We start from the raw sequence: 19020 nt of genomic DNA, 5'->3' as shown, positions 1-19020 counted from the left end.
CGAGAAAGGCCCGCACATGCGGGCCTTTTTTTATGCCTTACGCTGCACCTCTCGCCAGATGCGCCAGGCCATGCCCGCCAGCAGAATCACGCCCGCAATCAGCACGCCCCACACCAGCAGGGTGTTCCTCCTGCTCTCCCGATCGGCCGCAGAGGTGGCGGTCAGACGCGCCTCGCCGCCTAACGCAACATCATCCACAACGTCGGCCTGCGGCAGGTTCGCCATATCATAGGTTTTGCGCAGCTCGGCGGGGATCAGCATATCGGGCTCGACGTTTGCTGGCTTTGCAGCGCCGTTGCCCCAGGCGAGCACGAACGGCGCTTTCCCCTGCGCGTTGAACACCAGGTCGTAGCGGTCGCGATGTCCCGTAACCCCCGGCAGGTATTCAGGCAGACGCGCATTCAGCGTCGTGATTTTCACGGCCTGCACCAGGCCCCCGCCCAGCGAAACCGGTCCGGACGTTTTCCCCTCCAGACGGTAAATAACCTCTTTTTTCAGGGGGTGCCATGCGTCTTTTTCCGAACTCCGCCACGCGATATCCACGGGAAGGACACCGTCGCCGTTCAGCGAGATGCTGACCGCACGCAGCGGCTGGGGACGCGCCCAGCGCCACATCGCTTCGCTTGCCGACAGCGGCTCCCCTTCCCCCTCAAGGTTGATCTCTTCCGGGTCCGCCTGCGCAGGTGCGCTGATGGCGTTCACGCCGGTCAGGGTTACCCCCTGGCTCTGCGCATTCAGCACCACCATGAGATAGCGATTCGCGTCGGGAGATAACACCGTCTCGGTATCGATCCGATCGAGCTTAAGGCGATCCTGCCCGCTGGCGACGTCCAGCAGCGGCATATCCTCGCCCAGGGTATACCAGCGCTTAAGATCCTCGCTGTAATAGACCGACGCCGTTCCCTGCCACGACGACTGAGGGGTATCCCAGAGCAGCTGCAGCTGGGATACAGCCAGCTCGCCCGACGCCTGCTCCGGCAAGGTCAGCAGATAATGTTGCCCGGCTGCCGCGGCTTTTTGCCCCTCCAGCACAATTTCCACGCCGTTTCGGGAACGAAGCAGGATCTTATCGCTGTCACCGGCGTCTGACGCAGGCGCAAGCGGCGAGGCGTCCAGCGGAAAGAGGCGAAGCGCCGTGGATTGCACTGACGCCTGCGGGCGCGTCGCGGCGATCAGGCTAAAGGGAACCGGCTCGCCCGACCGGTTAAAGACGCGAACGTCATGCAGGTCCGGTGACGTGCTTTGCGCATAGACGGCGAGCGGCAGCATCACCCGATACCACTGGGAAGGAGCAGACGTATCCAGTGAACGCCCAAAGGCATAGTCCCGGGGCGATTCCGTTTGTCCCTCGTCGCTGAGCGCCGGGCCGGAAAGCGCCAGCAGCGCGGTACACGCTATCGCTTTCATCCATTTCATTTTTCATCTCCTGTTTTTGGCGGCAGCGGTGAGAAATAGCCCACGATCAATACCAGTATCGCCACGCCGATAAACGCCACCACGCGCGACAGACCGCCTCCGCCCGCGCTGTCCACCAGCATCAGCTTAACCATCACCACGCCTAGCAGCGCGGCACCGCAGAGCCACTCCTGCCGGGAAGCCCGGCGGGTGGCATGGATCATCAACACCAGCGCGCTCAGCATCCAGAACAGAGCAAAGCTGGTCTGGATAAGCCGCGAATCCCATAGCGATGCCATATTCCAGGCCACGTCGCCGTACCAGGCCAGGGCGCGCATCAGCGCGCCGTTTAGCCACCAGAAGCCAAACGCCATGAGCACGACGGCAGGCCACGGGCGCGCTTGCGCAGGCAATGCCGGGTAGTAGCGCTTCACCGCGAGATAAAAGACCACCAGCCCCAGCAACGCGAACGCGGCACCTTCCTCAAGCGGATTCACCAGCGGCAGCCAGGTCTGGCGATAGACCACGCCGTCCTGGAAATTGGTCAAAACCAGCAGTACCAGCAGCGCCACGACCACGGGGATCGGTGCCAGGCAGGCGTAGAGCGCAGGCCACTCCCGGAACGGCCACACGCGACGCCGTACCGCAGCAGAAAGCGCCATAATTACCCCGCCGCCTGCGGCCAGCGCTAATCCGCTGCCCCAGGCCGCCATGCCCCACGGCAGAGACCGGGCAAACCAGTAAAGCTCGGCGGCCAGCGCCAGTAAAATCATCCAGAACAGCGACAGATGCAGCCCCATCGCGATGCGCGGCAGCAGCCGTACATCGTCGCGCCGCAGCAGCATCAGCGCGGCGGGAAGCGCAACGCACCAGGCCAGGTTTACCCAGCCGGCGGCAACGATCTGCTGATGCCAGATCTGATACCCCACCATCAGCAGCATAATCGGCCACAGCAGCCATTTGCTGGCATCCAGCTCTCGCCACGCCAGACGCGCGGCCACCTGCTGCCAGCCCCAGACCGACGCCGCCGTCAGCGCCAGCACGCCCGCCAGAACCGGTAATTGTTTCGTCAGCGCCAGCTGCGACGCGCCCAGGAGTGCCACGAGCCAGAAAAGCAGCCCGCCGGCCAGCAGCGCCCGGCTGGCCGGCAGGAAGAGAGCCCGCCACAGCCAGGCCGCGGCCAGCAAGCAAAGGCTGAGAATGGCGAAGATAAGGAGCAGGCTCAGCGACGTCACGCCGCTCGTTTGCGCCCACAGCGCGCTGCCGAGCGCCAGCACCAGCAGCGCCGTCCCGCTGTATTGCATGCGGCGCTGGTGCTGCTGCACGCCCAGCCAGAGGATACCCAGCCCTTCCAGCGCCCAGGCCATCGCCGTCCAGCGCGCCGACAGCGCCAGAGGAATGGCGAGCGTCGCGAATCCGCCGCCGATCGCCAGCGCCGCCATGACCAGCGGCCGTCCGAGGGAGGGATAGCGCCGCAGCGCAAGGAACGCGAGGGTGAGATAAAATGCGCCGTATCCCAGCGCGCTCAGCGCCGGGCCGTAGACCCAGTGCTGCGTCATGCCGTACTGCATCCCGAAGCCGATCAGCGGCGGGGCAAACAGCAGCACACCGTCAACGATCTGCTTCCCTTTCTCCTGCGCCCGCAGCGACAGCGCCACGCTCAGCACGCCGAAGATCAGCGTATTGGCAATCAGGAACAGCTGGCAAACCCCATAGTCTTCCGGCTGGTAGTCATTCAGCCCCCACAGGCCGCCCACGCCGAAGGTGAACAGCAGCCCGAGGAGATTCAGCTCGCGCCAGTGCTGCCAGATGCTGATAGCGAGAATGCCGATGGACAGCAGGAGATAGAAAGAGAACAGCGCCACAAAGCTGCCGCCCCCGGTAGATAAGAGCAGCGGCGCAAGATACCCGCCAAGGCTCGCCAGCATGGCAAGGCTCAGCGCCTTCTGCAGCACCGCCAGCCCGACGCTCGCCGCGCAAATCACCACCAGCAGCGCAAAGGCGAGCGTCATCGGCAGCATTTGCCAGAGCCGAAACGCGCCAAACACCGTCAGGTAGAGCACGCCGGTCGCCCCGCCCTGCAGGATCAGCGCATAGACGCGCTGCCTGTGCCGCAGCCGCCACCCGACCGCCAGCAGAACGATGGCAAACAGCGCCGCTGCCACGAGGCGCAGCTCAAGCGGGAACAGGGAATGTTCGACGGTATAGCGCAGCAGGAAGGAGAGGCCGAGGAAGAGCAGCAGGATCCCAAGCTTCGCCAGCGGATTCCCCTGCATGAACCAGCGCGCCAGCGACGTCAGGATGCCGCCAAAGGCAGACGGCTGTTTTGCCGCAGGTGCCGGGACCGGGGAAGGCGCGGGTTCTGCCACCGCAGCGGGAATATCAGGCCGCCAGGGGTCGACCGGCGCGGGAACGTCCTCGACCACCGGCGCGGTCACACTATTCGAGGCGGCGGGCTGCACCGGTTCCGGCGGGTTATAAGCCGCGCCGCGCTGCTCAAGCGCCTCTATGCGCTGGCGCAGCCGGGCAATCTCCTGCCGCGCTGCCGTACTTCGGTTAAACCCTATAACCGCAAGCACGGGCGCAACCAGCAGCGCAAAAACCAGGAATAAACAGCCAAGGATGTAAAGCTCGTCCATGTTTCCACCTTCACCGTAAACGATCCGTTAAGATTGACACAAATGGTTGCATTTGCGCCATCTTAAAAGGTGGAAACATTCGCGGGTTAGCTGCCGAGCCAGATCGTCGCGGATATCGCAGGCAGCGCCAGCACGCCGTCCTGTATCGTCGCCTTGCCCTCCTTATTCCTCCACCCAGCCACCTTCAGCAGCGGGGAATCATCCAGCACCACTTCGCAGGCCTCGCCCCGGTTAATCGCCACCAGCACGCGCTGCTGGTTATAGACGCGGGCAAACACCACCACGTTATCGTGGGCGTACACCACCTGACAGCCGCCGAAGCGCAGGGCGAGACTCTGCTTACGCAGCTTCGCCAGCCGCTGATACAGGCTGAACAGCACCTTGTCCTGTTTCTCAGGTTCCCACGGGAAGGTTTTGCGGCAGAACGGATCGTTGTTGCCGTCCAGCCCCACTTCGTCGCCGTAATAGATGCACGGCACGCCCGGCCAGGTGAAGAGCCAGGTCACCGCCAGCGGCAGGCGGGCCGCGTCCTTGCCGAGCAGGGACTTAAAGCGCGCGGTATCATGGCTATCGAGCTGGTTAAACATCCGCAGCTGCTGCTGATGGGACAGGCCGGCGCGATAGTTCTCCATCCACGCCATGCAGGTTTCCGCGTCGATGTGATTCGGATCGTAGGAGATATCGGTGTTGGCGAGGAACCCCCACAGCGGGAAGGTAAAGCCGCGATAGTTCATCGCCGCATCTTCCGCATCATTCTGCAGCCACTGGCGCGCGTCGCCAAAGTGCTCGCCAAAGACGAACGCCTCCGGCCGGGCCGCCTTCGCCGCGCGCGCGATCCCGGCGACGTGCTGAAGATTATTGCGCGCCCCGCCCGCCTCGCCGAGCATATGCACCACGTCCAGACGCCAGCCGTCCATATTCCACGGTTCTTTGAGCCAGTGGCGGACGATGCTGTCCTCGCCGCCGTAAACCTCATTCACCAGCGTTGACGACTGGAAATCCAGCTTCGGCAGGCTCGGGTAGCCCAGCCAGTCCAGCGCGCGTCCCTCCTCGTTAAAGCTGTACCAGTCGCGCTGCGGCGAGTCTGGGTTATGGCACGCCCCGCCCATCGACTGGTTATGCCGGTCAAACCAGGCGTGCGAATCTCCGCTGTGGTTAAATACGCCGTCCAGAATCAGGCGCATGCCTTCGTTTTGCGTGTTCTTACGCAGGCGAAGCAGCGCCTCGTCGCCGCCAAACTGCGCGTCAACGTGGCGATAATCTTCGGTATCGTATTTGTGCACGCTCGGGGCTTTAAACACCGGGTTGAGATACAGGGCCGTCACGCCGAGTTTTTTCAGGTACGGCAGCTTTTCGCTGATGCCGTCGAGGTCGCCGCCGTAGAAGGTCGATCCCCCCGCCTGGGCGGTCAGCGGCTCATCCCACGCCTTCAGAATGATGTCATGACCTGCCGCATGGTGGTAATAGACCTTATCCTGATCGGCAGTACGCTTTTCGCTGCGCGCAAAACGGTCCGGGAAAATCTGGTAAAAGACCTGATCGTTAACCCACTGCGGGCCGTTGTCCGGGTAATCAACCGCGAACTGCTCCAGCCGGGGAGGCGGGAAACGGCTAAACCCCTGCGGGGTAAACCACAGCTGGCGGTTATTCCACAGCAGTTTGAAGCTATAGCGGCGGCGCGGCTGTCCGCTATTCAGGTCGATATTCGCCCGCCACGCCGTGATCCCCGGCTGCGGCTGGCTGCGCAGCTTGTGCATTTTCAGCCCGGTCTCTTCGTTATCGATTTCGGCGCGGAGCGTCACGCGTTCAGGCTGATTTTCCCCCGCCAGCCAGAGCGTAATCACAAGGTTGTCTTTGTTTTGCTTAACAAATGGGGCAACCGGAAGGTGCCAGGCGTTTAACATCACGAATCCCCTTTGATGAAATTGACGTCACCTTGCCACAGGGTGGTTAAGGATAGCTCACCATGAAGGGATTTATTGGGGGAGGAGGACGGGGGATGAGGGATCAGTGCGGCCTGATGCCCTCAACCTAACCCTCTCCCACAGGGAGAGGGAAAAAGATGTTACTGCACTTCCGCAAGCTGGCGGTCGCGGCGGCATTTAAACACCCAGCCCACCAGCAGCAGCACGATCCACGCGCAGCCCACGTACAGCGAAATGCGGGTGTCCGGATGGTAGCCAATCAGGCCGATGATGAACACCAGGAAGATCAGCCCGACGACGGTGGTTGCCACCCCGCCCGGGACCTTGAACTTCAGCGCTTTCGCCTCATCCGGCGACAGGCGGCGGCGGAAGGCAATCTGCGACAGCAGGATCATGATCCACACCCACACCGTCGCGAAGGTCGCCAGCGACGCAATCACCAGGAAGACGTTCTCCGGCATGATGTAGTTCAGGTAAACCGAGAACAGCAGCGCCACGGCCATCACCACAACGGTCACCCACGGCGTGCCGCGGCGCGAGGTTTTGGCGAACACCTTCGGCGCGCTGCCCTGCTCCGCCATGCCGTGCAGCATGCGGCCCACGCCAAAGACGTCGCTGTTAATCGCGGAGAGCGACGCGGTCAGCACCACAAAGTTCAGAATGCTGGCCGCAAAAGCGATGCCCATATGCTGGAAGGTCAGAACAAACGGGCTACCGTTGGTGCCGACCTGGTTCCACGGGTAGATGGACATGATCACGAACAGCGTACCCACGTAGAACACCAGAATACGCATCGGCACCGAGTTGATGGCGCGCGGAATGGATTTCTCCGGGTCTTTCGCTTCCCCGGCGGTGATGCCGATAATCTCAATACCGCCGTAGGCGAACATCACCATCTGCAGCGACATGACCATCCCGAGCCAGCCGTTGCTGAAGAAGCCCCCGTTGCTCCAGAGGTTGTGAATACCGGTCGGCTGCCCGCCGTTGCCGATACCCCAGATAATGATGCCAAAACCGGCCACAATCATGATGATGATGGTGGCGACCTTGAAGAAGGAGAACCAGAACTCCAGCTCGCCGAACACCTTCACGCTCATCAGGTTGACGGCGCAGATAATCAGCACCACGCTCAGCACCCATATCCAGTGCGGCACCGCCGGGAACCAGACGCCCATATAGATGCCGAACGCCGTCACGTCGGCAATGGCGACAATCAGGATTTCGAAGCAGTAGGTCCAGCCGGTGATAAATCCGGCCAGCGGGCCGAGGTTTTCCTGCGCATAGCGGGAGAATGAGCTGGCGGACGGGTTGTGAACCGACATTTCGCCGAGCGCGCGCATGATGATATACGCCGCCACGCCGCCGATGATGTACGCCATCAGCACGCTGGGACCGGCCATTTTGATGGCATCTGCCGAGCCATAAAAAAGACCGGTGCCGATAGCAGAGCCCAGCGCCATAAAGCGGATGTGGCGCGTGCTCAATCCACGTTTAAGTTTGTTAGTGCTTTCCATTTAAATCTTGCCATTCAACACGAAAAAAACAAAAAACCACGGGGCCTTAAGCCCCGTGGTTAAACAGTTTGTTGCCGTTGATTAATGCGCGTTCGATGCAACCTGACGCCCTGCAGCACGGTCCCAGATAATCGCCAGAACCAGCGCAACAACGGTAGGCATCAGCCAGGCCAGGCCCTGCTCGGACAGCGGCAGACGCTGTGTCCAGGCTGGCAGAATTCCAGCGAAAGCTGATGCTTTAATCCCGTCAAGGATACCAAAAATCAGGCTGATAAACATGGCTGGCGCAATAATTCGTGAGGAGTTGTTCCACCACGGGCGGGTGAAGCTCAGCACCACCAGCACGATGCAAGGCGGATAAATCGCCGTCAGTACCGGAATAGAGACCTGAATCAGGTGGCTCAGACCGAGGTTGGACACCGCCATAGAGAAGATACCGAGGATAAACACCAGGGTGCGGTAAGAGAGCGGCAGATACTGTGCAAAGAACTCTGCACAGGCGCAGGTCAGGCCAACCGCGGTCACCAGACAGGCCAGGAAGATGAGTGCCGCCAGCAGCATACTGCCCGCACCGCCGAAGGTGTGCTGGACGTAGGCGTGCAGGATAGCCGCACCGTTGGCGTTCTGATCGACCAGCATGGCGCTATCGGACCCCAGACGGAACAGCGCCAGATACAGCAGCGTCAGGCCCACGCCGGCCATCAGGCCAGCCCAGATGGTATAGCGGGTCAGCAGACGCGCTTCGGTCACGCCGCGGGAACGCGCGGCGTTAACAATAACGATACCAAACACCATGGCGCCCAGCGTATCCATCGTCAGATAGCCGTTCACAAAACCGTTAGAAAACGCGGCGTTTTTATAGGCGTCCATCGCGTCGCTGATCGGGCCTGCTGGCCAGACGATGGCCGCTACCGCCAGAACAATCAGCGCGACAATTTTCAGCGGGGCCAGGAAGTTACCCACGGTATCCAGCAGTTTGCCCGGATAGAGGGAAACCAGAATCACGATCGCGAAGTAGATCAGGCTGTAAATAAACAGCGGCATCGCGCCGTCACCGGTCAGGGGAGCAATACCCACTTCGAAGGAGACGGTCGCGGTACGCGGGGTGGCAAACAGCGGGCCTACGGCCAGATAGCAGACGGTTGCCAGCAGAACGCCAGCCACTTTGCCAATCGGGGTGCTGAGGCTATCCACGCCGCCGCCGACCTTCGCCAGCGCGATGACGGTCAGCACAGGCAGACCCACGGCAGTAATCAGGAAACCAAACGCGGCGGTCCAGACGTGTTCACCCGCCTGTAAGCCAACCATTGGAGGGAAAATGATGTTGCCTGCGCCAACGAACAGCGCAAATGTCATAAAGCCCAGCGCGATGATGTCACGCGATTTTAAGTGATGGGTCATAAAACCTTACTGCCTGTGGATGTGGTGTTGAAAACATTGAGATTTTCGATATCCCTGACGGGACGATACAGCCGAAAATTTGCTCAATTTCAGCGGGATATGCTCCCGTCCTGGCGTGGAGAAGAATAGTTTTTCGATTTACCACGCAAATACAGTCGGTCTGACAGTATCTGGGGCGCAATTTAAACGCTTATAACGTTTAAAGGCAAGGTGGGATCGCAAAACCAGAACAATATGCCAGCATGAAAATACGCACCAGAACAATACGCTATTTATAAGAAAAACCCATGGCTAATCATGCGAACAAAAAACGGTCAGCCGTATAAAATTCATTCGCGTTTCGCTTGACTGCAAAGCAAACGGGCCAGCGATGGCTGACCCGTGGAAAGGTAAAATGACACGCCTGCCGTCAGGCGATCTTTTTGGCAATTAAACGTTCCGGGATAACGAAGCTGAAGCGGGTTCCTTTCCCCAGCGTACTCTGAATATCGAGACGGCTTTCGTGGTGATTAACCGCGTGTTTCACAATCGCCAGCCCCAGGCCGCTTCCGCCCGTCTGCCGCGATCGCGCTTTATCCACGCGGTAGAAACGCTCGGTCAGGCGCGGAATATGCTCAGGGGCAATCCCCGGCCCGTTGTCTTCCACGCTAAACTCGGCTCCCGTTGAGGTATGGCGCCAGCGCACCACGATCTCCGTCCCCTCCGGGGTATGATTCACCGCGTTATACACCAGGTTAGAAATGGCGCTGCGCAGTTCATCTTCGCTGCCCAGCACCTTTAGCGTGCTGTCGACCTCAAAGGTCAGGTGATGCTTTTTGTGGCTTAACGTCTGCGCTTCACGCTCCACGACCCGCAGCATCATCGGCACATCTATCGTGTCATTCAGCGCAAGCGTAGGCGCCGCCTCAATCTTCGAGAGCGTCAGCAGCTGCTTGACCAGCCCTTCCATGCGGTGCGTTTGCTCGCGCATGGTGTGCAGCGCTTTTTCACGCGGCGCGCCTTCCAGCGTTTGCTCCTGCATCATCTCCAGGTAGCCCTGAAGCACGGTCAGCGGGGTACGCAGCTCGTGGCTGACGTTGGCGAAGAAGTTGCGACGCGCCCCTTCCAACTGGTGCATCTGGGTGACATCGCGCGCCACCATCAGCCACTGCTTATCGCTGTAGGGCATCACGCGGATTTCCAGATGACGACCGTTATTGAGCTTGAGGTTATGCGGGCGGCTAAAATCACGCTTTTTCAGATACAGCGTGAACTCGGGATAGCGCAGAAGGTTGAGGATGTTCTGACCATTGTCGTCCGGCCAGCGCAGGCCCAGCAGCTGCTGCGCCAGGCCGTTACACCAGAAGATCGTCCCCTCTTCGGTGGTCAGGATCACCGCATCCGGCAGCGACTCCGCGCCGCTGCGAAAGCGTTTAATCAGGCTTCCCAGCTCGCGGCGGCGCTTTTTATTACGCATCTGCATCTGGTGCAGACCGTACAGCAGCGGCTCCCAGCTGCCGCTTCCCGGCGGCGGCGTCATGCTTCGGTCAACCCATAGCCACCACGAGAGGCGCAGCAGGTTCCAGAAATGCCAAATCAGCAGCCCGGTGACCGACGCCAGCAGAAACCACGGCAGGTGCCCAAGAAAAGCCCCCAGAATGAAGGCCGGAATACAGCATAAGATCAGTTCAAAGACGAGCCTTTTCCATGACAGACGTTCCAGCACGCGTCACACTCCTGTCATTGTTCAGAAACGGGTCGAAAAACGATAACCCGTGCCGCGGACCGTCTGCACCATGCGATCGTGGCCGCTCAGTTCCAGCGCTTTTCGCAGGCGGCGGATGTGGACGTCAACCGTACGGTCTTCGACATACACGTTAGTTCCCCAGACGTTATTCAGCAACTGTTCGCGGCTGTACACGCGCTCCGGGTGGGTCATAAAGAAGTGCAGGAGCTTAAATTCGGTAGGCCCCATGTCGAGGGGATTTTCGCCGGTCATCACGCGGTGCGACGTGGGGTCAAGGCTCAGTCCCTGCATCTCAATCACCTCCTCCACCGCCATCGGCGAAATGCGGCGCATCACGGCTTTAATGCGGGCCACCAGCTCTTTTGGGGAGAACGGTTTGGTAATGTAATCGTCCGCGCCGGTCTCCAGACCGCGCACGCGATCCTCTTCTTCTCCGCGCGCCGTAAGCATCACAACCGGAATGTCGCGGGTCAGCGCTTCACGCTTGAGGTGTTTGATAAACTGCAGTCCGGAGCCGCCGGGCAACATCCAGTCCAGCAGAATCAGATCGGGCCAGGGTTCATTCAGCTGGTTCACAGCGCTGTCATAATCTTCCGCTTCAACCGGCTGGAAGCCGTTTTGCTCGAGCACGAAGCACACCATTTCACGAATTGGAGCTTCATCTTCTACGACCAGAATACGTCTCGCCATACTTTGCCCTGTCTTATCTTATTTACGTTACAAGTTTGTAATTCGGCGCCATTATGCGTCAGATTTATGACAGATTTATGAAAAACAGTACCACGTTAGCGGGCAAACTGTTGTTTTATTACAGCGGTTATTTTCCCTTCTCTGAACGTTTATAATCCTGCTTTCTCTTTTTTGCCACGGAACCGCTATGCGTATACTTCACACCTCGGACTGGCATCTGGGCCAAAATTTTTACAGCAAAAGCCGTGCGGCTGAACATGAAGCGTTCCTGAACTGGCTGCTGGAAACGGCACAGACGCACGAGGTGGACGCGATTATCGTGGCGGGTGACATCTTTGATACCGGCTCTCCCCCCAGCTATGCGCGGGAGCTGTATAACCGCTTCGTGGTGAATCTGCAGCAAACCGGCTGTCATCTGGTGATTGTCGCGGGCAACCACGATTCCGTCGCGACGCTCAACGAGTCCCGCGACATCCTGGCATTTCTCAATACTACCGTAGTGGCCAGCGCCGGGCACCCTCCGCAGATCCTGAAAAAGCGCGACGGCTCGCCGGGTGCGGTGCTGTGTCCCATCCCGTTTTTACGTCCGCGCGATATCGTGCAAAGCCAGGCCGGGCTGTCGGGCGCGGAAAAGCAGCAGCATTTATTACAGGCCATCACCGACTACTATCGCCAGCAGCACGCCGATGCCTGTGCCCTGCGGGGCGACCGGCCAATTCCGGTGATTGCAACCGGGCACCTCACCACCGTCGGGGCCAGTAAAAGTGACGCCGTGCGTGACATCTATATCGGCACGCTGGACGCCTTTCCGGCGCAAAACTTTCCGCCAGCGGACTACATTGCGCTGGGGCATATTCACCGCGCCCAGGTTATCGGCGGCAGCGAGCACATTCGCTACTGCGGATCCCCTATTTCGCTCAGCTTTGACGAGACGGGCAAAGCCAAATCCGTCCATCTGGTGAGCTTCAGCGAGGGCAAACTCGCCGCCGTCGAGACGCTGGAGGTGCCCGTTACCCAGCCGCTGGCGGTGCTGAAAGGCGATCTCGACGCCATTACCGCCCAGCTTGAGCAGTGGCGCGGGGCATCGCTTAACCCGCCCGTCTGGCTGGATATCGAAATCACCACCGACGACTACCTGCACGATATGCAGCGAAAAATCCAGGCCCTGACCGAAGACCTGCCGGTAGAGGTGTTACTGGTGCGCCGCAGCCGCGAGCAGCGCGAGAAAATTCTGTTAAGCGCCCAGCGGGAAACGCTCAGCGAACTGCGGGTGGAAGAGGTATTTGAACGCAGGCTCTCGCAGGAGGAAATTGACGACGCGAAGCGCGCAAGGCTTAGCGAACTGTTCAACCATACCCTGCATGCGCTCAATGATGAGGAAGAAAACGCGTGAAAATTCTGAGCCTGCGCCTGAAAAATCTTAACTCCCTCAAGGGCGAGTGGAAAATTGACTTCACCGCCGAGCCGTTTGCCAGCAACGGTCTGTTTGCCATCACCGGCGCGACGGGGGCAGGCAAAACCACCCTGCTCGACGCCATCTGCCTGGCGCTTTATCACGAAACGCCGCGGCTGCAGAAGGTCTCTCAGGCGCAAAACGACCTGATGACGCGCGACACCGCCGAGTGCCTGGCGGAGGTGGAGTTCGAGGTTAAAGGCACCGCCTATCGCGCCTTCTGGAGCCAGAACCGGGCGCGCAACCAGCCGGACGGGAACCTGCAGGCGCCGCGCGTGGAGCTGGCGCGCTGCGAAGACGGCAAAATTCTGGCCGATAAGGTGACGGACAAACTGGAGCAAACCGCCGCGCTCACCGGGCTGGACTATGGCCGCTTTACCCGCTCGATGCTGCTCTCCCAGGGGCAGTTTGCCGCCTTCCTCAACGCCAAACCGAGCGATCGTGCCGAGCTGCTGGAAGAGCTGACCGGCACCGAAATCTACGGCCAGATTTCCGCCATGGTGTTTGAAAAACACAAAGCGGCCCGCAGCGTGCTGGAAAAGTGCGAGGCGCAGGCGGCGGGCGTCGTGCTGCTCAGCGAAGAACAGCAGCAGCAGTTACAGCAAAGTTTGCAGGCACTTACTGACGAAGAGAAAACCCTGCTGGAACAGCAGCAAAGCCAACAGAAACATTTTCAGTGGCTTACGCGTCATGATGAGCTCGTGCTGGAGCAACAGCGCGTTACCGCGATGCAGCAGCAGGCGCAGCAGGCGCTGACGAACGCGGCGCCAGAGCTGGCAAAGCTCCAGCTTGCGCTGCCCACCGCCCAGCTTCGTCCACTCTGGGAACATCAGCAGGAGCAAACCGCGCGCCTGGCGCAAACACGGCAGCGAATTGTTGAAGTAAATACTCGCTTACAGGCCAAAACCGCACTGCGTTCGCGTATCCGCAATACCGCCCTGCGTGACCACGAGCAGCTTCAGGCCGAACTGACGGCGCTCGCGCAGTGGCTGGCGGAGCACGAACGCTATCGCCTGCTGGGCCAGGAGATTGCCGGCTGGCGCGCCCAGTTCTCGCAGCTGAACCGCGATAACGCGCAGCTGGCCTCGCTTGCTGCGCGGATGAATGAATTACGTCACAAGCTGGCAAAGATGCCGGAAAATACGCTGACCCTGACGGCGGATGAGGTCAGCGCGGCCATGGAGCAGCAGGCCGAAACACGCCCGCTGCGCCAGCGGCTAACGTCGCTGCATGCCCGCTATCAGCCGCTGCAAAAGCGCCTGCGCCAGAGCGGTGAAAGCGTGCAGAAAGCTCGGGCGGAGCAGAACACGCTTAATGAAACGCTGACGCTACGCCGCCAGCAGTACAAAGAGAAACACCAGCACTATCTGGACCTGAAGGCCCTGTGCGAACGTGAAGCGACGATTAAAGATCTGGAAAGCTATCGTTCCCGGCTTGAGGCAGGCAAACCCTGTCCGCTGTGCGGCTCCAGCGAGCATCCCGCCGTTGAGCAGTATCAGTCGCTTGAGCTGACGGATAACCAGCGTCGGCGAGATGCCCTGGAAAAAGAGGTGGCCGCGCTTAAAGAGGAAGGCCTGCTGGTGCTGGGACAGGTGAATGCCCTGACCCAGCAAATTCAGCGCGAGACAGACGACGCGCAGACGCTCTCTCAGGAAGAGCAAGCGCTCACTAAAGAGTGGATGGCGGCCTGCGCCTCTCTGAATATAGCGCTTAATATTCAGGAAGATATTGCGCCATGGATGAACGAACAGGAACGCTACGAACGTCAGCTTTATCAGCTTAGCCAGCGTCTCACCCTGCAAAACCAGCTGCACGAGCAGGAGGCGCAGGCGCGGCAGCACCAGCAGCAGCTGGCGGCCACGCGCCAGGCGCTGGAGCACACCCTGCTCGCGCTGTCGCTTAGCGTTCCCGAAGCGGGGAGCGAAGCCGCCTGGCTGCACGCCCGCGAAGCGGAATTCGCGCAGTGGCAGGAGAAGCAAACCCAGCACGGCGTGCTGCAGGAACGTATAGGCGCCCTGAAGCCGCTGCTCGACACGCTTCCGGCAACGAACGGCGAAGAAGCCGAACCGGCCATTCCTGACGGCTGGCGCGACGTCCACGACGAATGCGTGTCGCTGCAAAGCCAGCTCGCCGCGCAGCAGCAGCAGGAAAAGCTGGAGCAAGAGCGCCTGCATCAGTCACAGACGCAGTTCACCGCGGCGCTCGCGGCGAGCTGCTTTGCCGATCGGGACGCGTTCCTTGCCGCCCTGCTGGATGACGGCGCCATTCGCCACCTCGAACAGATGAAGCAGTCGCTCGAAAACCAGACCCAGCAGGCCGCGGCGCTGTGCGGCCAGGCTAACCAGCAGCTGCAGGCGCATCTGGCCCTGCGGCCGGAAGGCCTCGACGCCGATGCCCCTGCGCTGCAAAGCCGGCTGCAGCAGCTGGCGCAGCGGCTTCGCGAGAACACGACGCATCAGGGTGAGATCCGCCAGCAGCTTAAGCAGGACAGCGATAACCGTCAGCATCGGCTGGCGCTGATGCAGCAAATTGAAGAGGCCGCGCGCCAGGCCGACGACTGGGGTTATCTGAATGCGCTTATCGGCTCCAGCACCGGCGACAAGTTCCGTAAGTTCGCCCAGGGACTGACCCTGGACAATCTTGTCTGGCTTGCTAACCAGCAGCTTAACCGTCTGCACGGGCGTTATTTATTGCAGCGCAAGGCCAGCGACGCGCTGGAGCTGGAAGTGGTCGATACCTGGCAGGCGGATGCGGTGCGTGATACCCGGACCCTCTCCGGCGGCGAGAGCTTCCTCGTCAGCCTGGCGCTGGCGCTGGCCCTTTCTGACCTGGTGAGCCATAAAACGCGGATCGATTCCCTGTTCCTGGATGAAGGTTTCGGCACGCTCGACAGCGAAACGCTGGATACCGCGCTGGATGCGCTCGACGCGCTGAACGCCACCGGGAAAACCATCGGCGTGATCAGCCACGTAGAGGCGATGAAAGAGCGCATTCCGGTGCAGATCAAAGTGAAGAAGATTAACGGGCTGGGGTATAGCAGGCTGGATAGGGAATTTGCGGTGGAATAAATGGGGGTCGGAGCGGTCTGGTGCCCTCACCCTAGCCCTCTCCCACAGGGAGAGGGTACAAACACCAAAAACAGCAACTTGCGCTGCTGTTTTGCTTTTATTCCGGCCACAGCCACGCCGCGCCGCGCACGCCGCTGGAGTCACCGTGGACGGCTTTGCGGATCGGGGTTTCACACTCGCCGCCGAAGACCCACTGCTTCACCAGGTTCGGTACCGTGGCGTACAGCCGGTCGACGTTGCTCATGCCGCCGCCGAGCACAATGACGTCCGGATCGAGAATATTCACCACGTGCGCCAGGGATTTCGCCAGCCGCATTTCGTAGCGGCTCAGGGCCAGTTCGGCCACCGGATCCTGCTCTTCGACCAGACGCATAATCTCGTTCCCCTTGAGCGGCTGGCCGCTCAGACGGTGGTAGTCGGTCGCAAAACCGGTGCCGGAGATAAACGTCTCAATACAGCCTTGTTTACCGCAGTAGCACGGCACTTCAGCGCGGTATTTAAGCTCATCTTCATCCATCCACGGCAGCGGGTTGTGCCCCCACTCGCCGGCGGTACCGTTTCCGCCGATATGGGCGCGCCCGCCGAACGCCACGCCCGCGCCGCAGCCGGTACCGATGATGACGGCAAACACGGTCTGGGCACCGGCCGCCGCGCCGTCGATGGCCTCAGAGACCGCCAGGCAGTTGGCGTCGTTGGCCAGACGCACTTCCCGCTTCAGGCGCGCGCTTAAATCTTTATCAAACGGCTGACCGTTGAGCCAGGTGGAGTTGGCGTTTTTAACCACCCCGGTATACGGCGAGATCGACCCCGGGATCCCCATCCCGACGCTGCCGGTTTGCCCCGTGGCCTGCTCGGCCATCTCGACCAGCTGAACAATCGTCTCGATAGTCTGGTGATAATCATCGCGCGGCGTCGGCAGACGATGGCGGAACAGCTGCTCCCCCCGCTCGCTCAGCGCGATAACTTCTGTTTTGGTGCCGCCCAAATCAATCCCAATACGCACAAGACTCTCCTCATTATTTTGATTATCAACAGAGTAGAAGCACGCTTCCCGATTAGCAATGCAAGCGATGCGACAATTCGTTATCATGCCCGCTGATTTAACGACAAGGCCGTGGAAATTATCATGCTGTGGTTCAAAAATTTGATGGTTTACCGTCTCAGCCGCGACGTTTCGCTGCGTGCAGAAGAGATGGAAAAACAGTTAGCCGCTTATACCTTTTCCCCTTGCGGTAGCCAGGACATGGCAAAAACCGGTTGGGTACCGCCAATGGGTTCACAAAGCGATGCACTGACCCACGCCAGCAGCACGGGTCAAATCATCGTCTGCGCCCGTAAAGAAGAGAAAATCCTGCCGACGCCGGTGGTGAAGCAGGCGCTTGAGGCGAAAATTTTCAAGCTGGAAGCCGAACAGGGCCGCAAGCTGAAAAAGACCGAAAAAGATTCGCTGAAAGATGAAGTTCTGCATTCCCTGCTGCCGCGCGCCTTCAGCCGCTTCAGCCAGACGATGATGTGGATCGACACCGTTAACGGGCTGATCATGGTCGACTGCGCCAGCGCCAAAAAAGCAGAAGACACGCTGGCCCTGCTGCGCAAAAGCCTCGGATCTTTACCGGTCGTTCCGCTGGCGCTGGAAACGCCGATTGAGCTGACCCTGACCGAATGGGTTCGCAGCGGTGCAGCGGCACAGGGCTTCCAGATCCTGGATGAAGCCGAGCTGAAAGCGTTGCTGGAAGACGGCGGCGTGATCCGCGCGAAGAAGCAGGATCTGGTGAGCGACGAGATCGCCGTCCACATAGAAGCGGGCAAAGTGGTCACCAAGCTGGCGCTCGACTGGCAGCAGCGTATTCAGTTCGTGATGTGCGACGACGGCTCCGTAAAGCGTCTGAAGTTCTGCGACGAGCTGCGCGATCAGAACGAAGATATCGACAGGGAAGATTACGCCCAGCGTTTTGACGCGGACTTCATCCTGATGACCGGCGAGCTGGCCGCGCTGATTCAGAATCTGGTGGAAGGTCTCGGCGGCGAAGCGCAGAGATAACGGGCAAAACGCAGGCCGGGTAAGCGATAGCGCCACCCGGCTTTTTTTTATTTCAGGTAGCGGCACAGATAAGAGGTCGGTTCAGCCACCTGCAAATGAAATTCGCTGTGGCCAGGCACGTTGAAAGCTTGACCGGCAGCATACACTTTCCACTCCGTTTCGCCCGGCAGTAACACGTTCAGCGCGCCGCTGACGACCGTCATTTCTTCCGCTTCCGCGGTGCCAAAGGTGTATTCCCCTTCCGCCATAACGCCGACACTGGCGCGGCCAGTGCTGCTGCTGGTAAAACCAATGGATTTCACTTTACCGGAAAAGTATTCGTTACTTTGAAGCATGAACTGGCCCTTATATTTTTAGATAAAAATTCACTATAGGGGCCATGCTCATCGCCTGTCACGCAAAATCATTACGTGAGCAGTTCCGAGGCCAGACGCGCCATCAGAACGTTGGATAACAGCACGGGCACATCCAGCGCTTTTTGCAGCAAATCACGGTGATGCTGATGGAAACCCAGGCAGTCCAGGATCAGGACATCGGCGCCTCTCTCCAGCAGCTCCTTACCGGCAGCAATCAGCTTTGCCTCACTGTCCCAGAACGGATTGGCCAGCGCATACAAAGGGACTTTTTCCAGCACGTGCCATTTTGCCTCCTGGTTATCCATGAGCTCCTCAATAGGGACAATCACCCCCACCTGATGACCATCAACGATAGAGGCCACCAGCGGCGGAATGATCCGCATCGGCTCCAGCAAAATCGCATTACGTGCCGTGAGGCCCTTAATGGGTGCGGTGCTCATCAGCAAAATAACGTCATAGCCTTGATTATCGAGCACTTCTATCACGCCCTGCAGCGCGCGCTCGATCTTCTGGCGGGAAACGTGCGCCAGTTTACCGTCACTTAATAACGTCGCCAGGGGATCCTCCCCCGCCTCGACAGCGTAGTCTTCCATGACCTCTTCCCGACTCATCTTCCCCAGCAGGCTCAGATGCGTTATCTGTTGTTCAGATACATGCTCGGTTAAGAGCGGTAACACTTCGCTTACAGGGACCACACCAATGGTGAGGATCGCCAACGTTGCCTTCATCTTTTTCGCCTTCCATTACTCCAACATCGTGCACACAGGTACAGGCTCACTACGCTGCACAGTTCATTTTTTCAACAAAACAGC

13 protein-coding genes are annotated in these 19020 nt (G+C 59.8%); 3 read left to right on the top strand and 10 right to left on the bottom strand.

Annotated elements, in window-relative coordinates:
- Positions 1–30: 30 nt before the first annotated feature.
- The 7 genes from FY206_RS06095 to phoB form a co-directional block, all read right to left on the bottom strand.
- Positions 31–1416 carry a DUF3999 domain-containing protein gene (locus FY206_RS06095; protein ID WP_032638447.1) on the bottom strand — a complete coding sequence of 462 codons (1386 nt, stop codon included), beginning with the start codon at positions 1414–1416 and terminating at the stop codon, positions 31–33.
- Positions 1413–4034, bottom strand: a complete 2622-nt coding sequence (locus FY206_RS06090; protein WP_077064114.1) for a DUF2339 domain-containing protein — start codon at positions 4032–4034, stop codon at positions 1413–1415. The genes FY206_RS06095 and FY206_RS06090 overlap by 4 nt, the downstream gene beginning before the upstream one ends.
- A gap of 86 nt (positions 4035–4120) precedes the next feature.
- Entirely contained in the window at positions 4121–5938 is a 1818-nt protein-coding gene (malZ, locus tag FY206_RS06085) for a maltodextrin glucosidase (RefSeq protein ID WP_032638443.1), read from the bottom strand.
- 161 nt (positions 5939–6099) lie between these two features.
- Positions 6100–7473, bottom strand: coding sequence for a proline-specific permease ProY (gene proY / locus FY206_RS06080; RefSeq protein WP_032638441.1), 1374 nt, complete (start codon positions 7471–7473; stop codon positions 6100–6102).
- Positions 7474–7554: 81 nt separating this feature from the next.
- Positions 7555–8874: a branched-chain amino acid transporter carrier protein BrnQ gene (gene brnQ / locus FY206_RS06075; protein ID WP_032638439.1), complete on the bottom strand. Its 1320-nt coding sequence runs from the start codon at positions 8872–8874 to the stop codon at positions 7555–7557.
- A gap of 409 nt (positions 8875–9283) precedes the next feature.
- Positions 9284–10579: a phosphate regulon sensor histidine kinase PhoR gene (gene phoR, locus FY206_RS06070; RefSeq protein ID WP_032638437.1), complete on the bottom strand. Its 1296-nt coding sequence runs from the start codon at positions 10577–10579 to the stop codon at positions 9284–9286.
- Between the two features lie 21 nt (positions 10580–10600).
- Positions 10601–11290, bottom strand: a complete 690-nt coding sequence (gene phoB, locus FY206_RS06065) for a phosphate response regulator transcription factor PhoB (protein ID WP_008503265.1) — start codon at positions 11288–11290, stop codon at positions 10601–10603.
- Between the two features lie 187 nt (positions 11291–11477).
- Between phoB and sbcD the strand changes: the two genes are divergently transcribed.
- Both sbcD and sbcC read left to right on the top strand, forming a co-directional pair.
- A complete protein-coding gene (gene sbcD / locus FY206_RS06060) occupies positions 11478–12683 on the top strand; it encodes an exonuclease subunit SbcD (protein WP_032638435.1) in 1206 nt (401 codons plus the stop codon).
- Positions 12680–15811 carry an exonuclease subunit SbcC gene (gene sbcC, locus FY206_RS06055; protein ID WP_032638433.1) on the top strand — a complete coding sequence of 1044 codons (3132 nt, stop codon included), beginning with the start codon at positions 12680–12682 and terminating at the stop codon, positions 15809–15811. Before sbcD ends, sbcC begins: the two co-directional genes overlap by 4 nt.
- 97 nt (positions 15812–15908) lie before the next feature.
- On the opposite strand, the gene mak is transcribed toward sbcC, so the two are convergent.
- Entirely contained in the window at positions 15909–16814 is a 906-nt protein-coding gene (gene mak, locus FY206_RS06050; RefSeq protein WP_032638431.1) for a fructokinase, read from the bottom strand.
- A 123-nt stretch (positions 16815–16937) separates the two neighbouring features.
- Between mak and rdgC the strand changes: the two genes are divergently transcribed.
- A complete protein-coding gene (rdgC, locus tag FY206_RS06045) occupies positions 16938–17852 on the top strand; it encodes a recombination-associated protein RdgC (protein ID WP_032638429.1) in 915 nt (304 codons plus the stop codon).
- A 47-nt stretch (positions 17853–17899) separates the two neighbouring features.
- Here the strand turns inward: rdgC and ppnP are convergent, their stop codons facing one another.
- Both ppnP and FY206_RS06035 read right to left on the bottom strand, forming a co-directional pair.
- Positions 17900–18187 carry a pyrimidine/purine nucleoside phosphorylase gene (gene ppnP, locus FY206_RS06040; RefSeq protein WP_025756214.1) on the bottom strand — a complete coding sequence of 96 codons (288 nt, stop codon included), beginning with the start codon at positions 18185–18187 and terminating at the stop codon, positions 17900–17902.
- A 71-nt stretch (positions 18188–18258) separates the two neighbouring features.
- Positions 18259–18936: an AroM family protein gene (locus FY206_RS06035; RefSeq protein WP_032638427.1), complete on the bottom strand. Its 678-nt coding sequence runs from the start codon at positions 18934–18936 to the stop codon at positions 18259–18261.
- Positions 18937–19020 lie beyond the last annotated feature (84 nt).

Origin of the sequence: Enterobacter chengduensis, from assembly GCF_001984825.2 — a bacterium.
Lineage (GTDB): Bacteria > Pseudomonadota > Gammaproteobacteria > Enterobacterales > Enterobacteriaceae > Enterobacter > Enterobacter chengduensis.
The sequence above is the reverse complement of the archived record's forward strand: the minus strand, read 5'-3'. Positions and strand labels throughout refer to the sequence as shown.